This is a genomic window from Solemya pervernicosa gill symbiont (genome assembly GCF_002020875.1).
Taxonomy (GTDB): Bacteria; Pseudomonadota; Gammaproteobacteria.
In genome coordinates this window covers 1-1,984 of record NZ_MPRL01000140.1, presented here as the reverse complement: position 1 = coordinate 1,984, position 1,984 = coordinate 1, and the positions used below count along the sequence as shown (strand labels likewise).

Sequence of the window (1,984 nt, the reverse complement as noted above, 5' to 3'; positions counted from 1 at the left end):
CTTCTTCGTCGTTCGCTCGCGCTCTCAACTACGAATATGCAGACGGCGTCGACTATTGAGGACTAACCGCCCTCACTTCGCTCTCCATGGCGGTCAGCGCTCGATAAAGACGCGTAAATAGCACTACTCTTGCAACACAGCATCCAGCCTATACACCTCATGGCAAGCCACACAGTTTTGCATAAGCACGCTTAGCTCCTTCAATGTAGCCATTGAATCACCAAGCTGCTCCGCATTAAGAGCCAGAAGATCAAACTTTTTATGGGTATCTACCCCGAGCCTTTTAAACTCCAGTGGCAATTTACCCATCAAAGAGACCGGAACGCCTTGTTGAGCAGCCATTCCTACTGTTCTGGCGTTCAGCGCAACAGCGTCCATATCATCACTGGAGAGACCAACTGTAATGGCCTGCACCGATTGAAGGAACGACCTCATCTCCGTGAGCACCAGATCCTTCTCACTATGAGTCAGCTGGATAGCCGCCCTTCCATCACTTGCCTCTTCAACGCTCCCCTGAACAAGAAATTTATAGATTAATCCCCCAGTTACAAACAGAAGCAGGACGACTACAACCGAACAAACGCTACGCATACATCTCTCCCTGAAATAATTATTCCCACATTCATCTGACACCAATGACCACAACAAATAACCAGGAAAAGTAAGGCGAATAGAACACCAATAATATTCAGAAGCCGCTTTCACCTTGACCTTTAAGCCGCCTCGGTTGATACCCCCATCTTTTTCAACACACTCGTGAGCGGACATATATTAGTAATTCCACTCTGAAAAAGATTTACTCCAACAAATAGAGTGAGAAACACCCAGTAAGGATGCACGTAATGGGTCAAGGCAACACTTAGCAATATCATCAGACCTGCAATCAGCCGCACGTATTTATCAACGGTCATAAGAAACCCCTTAAATCAATCATTAAACGAATAATACTTTTCGCTGTAAAAAACTTTTAACAGCCACAATTAATGCACTAGAAAAACCCTTTACGCCAACTCACCGCCACACTGAATTCATGCTCCGCCTGCACCCCATTGCGATCTTGATTAAGTGGTAGCAGCAATTCGACACTTAGGTTATTTGCAAGCACAGGCATCCAGTTAATTCCCACACCCAGCTCAGTCCTTGTTCCTCCGTAGTTATCTGGATTCGCACCAAGACCAGGCCCGTAGATATTAGGGTCAATACCGTTTATCTCATCTTGAGACTCTCCGCGCAAGCGAATCGAAGTCGCTAAATCGGGATTCCACTCATATGACATCCAGGCGGTTGCTTCATGTTTATTACCGTAGCTCCAGCCCTCTTCATTTTCACTTTCGAGCGGTATCGTCGCCAGATATTGACACCCCATCCCCACTGCTTATTTTTACCCCAGTAAACCACACCAAGCAGACTATCCCAGGTTCCAGAACCCAGCTGCATACCATAAGCTAGACGACTTTTCACGATCGTATTCATCGGAGTAAGATTATTATCTTCTTCCGTAATGCTGCCGGTAGGTGCACTAAAGACAATATCAAATACAAAATTGTGTCTGTTGTTATCGCTATTGAAGGCCTTAAAAATGGTACCGAACTTTATATCGCCCAGCCCAGTTGTGGTGACCGTATTTGTTCCCAAGCTGGCCGTTCCTGGAGCATTGAATGTTTCCAGCACCGTCTCCTTACGTATCAGGGGCGCAAGCGTGACTAACGCGAACTTATCGCTAATAGCAAAGTTTGCAAACGGGAAAATCACATCGGCTTGTGCCTCTTTTGGCACGACACGCAGGGTTGGCGGCTGCATAGGGTCACCAAAAAATGGATTTGGTGCGGTAGCAACAGCGGTCGCTGAAGAAATTGAATTACTACCTTGTATCAATCCATTGAACTGATGATTCGGGGAGTCGCTATTTTTGCGGAAGCTTGTTTTGGGCGTCCAAGCCCAAGCAAGCGGCAAATACTTAACGCGACCGTTTATGCCTACGGCG

Annotated in this window: 3 protein-coding genes and 1 pseudogene; all 4 read right to left on the bottom strand. The window is 46.6% G+C overall.

What is annotated here, in order from left to right:
• Positions 1-123 precede the first annotated feature (123 nt).
• Positions 124-768, bottom strand: a complete 645-nt coding sequence (locus BOW52_RS16690; protein ID WP_236725802.1) for a hypothetical protein — start codon at positions 766-768, stop codon at positions 124-126.
• Complete coding sequence (locus BOW52_RS16685; protein ID WP_408021576.1) at positions 714-872, bottom strand: YgaP family membrane protein; 159 nt, start codon at positions 870-872, stop codon at positions 714-716. The genes BOW52_RS16690 and BOW52_RS16685 overlap by 55 nt, the downstream gene beginning before the upstream one ends.
• Positions 873-988: 116 nt before the next feature.
• Positions 989-1,276: a hypothetical protein gene (locus BOW52_RS16680; RefSeq protein ID WP_078485210.1), complete on the bottom strand. Its 288-nt coding sequence runs from the start codon at positions 1,274-1,276 to the stop codon at positions 989-991.
• Positions 1,249-1,984, bottom strand: a pseudogene (locus BOW52_RS17180) (hypothetical protein); the annotation flags it as partial. The gene BOW52_RS16680 and the pseudogene BOW52_RS17180, both read right to left, overlap by 28 nt.

Coding starts and splice junctions, on each gene's coding strand:
- BOW52_RS16690 (WP_236725802.1), bottom strand. CDS start 768: ATGTCCGCTCACGAGTGTGTTGAAAAAGATGGGGGTATCAACCGAGGC.
- BOW52_RS16685 (WP_408021576.1), bottom strand. CDS start 872: ATGATATTGCTAAGTGTTGCCTTGACCCATTACGTGCATCCTTACTGG.
- BOW52_RS16680 (WP_078485210.1), bottom strand. CDS start 1,276: ATGTCATATGAGTGGAATCCCGATTTAGCGACTTCGATTCGCTTGCGC.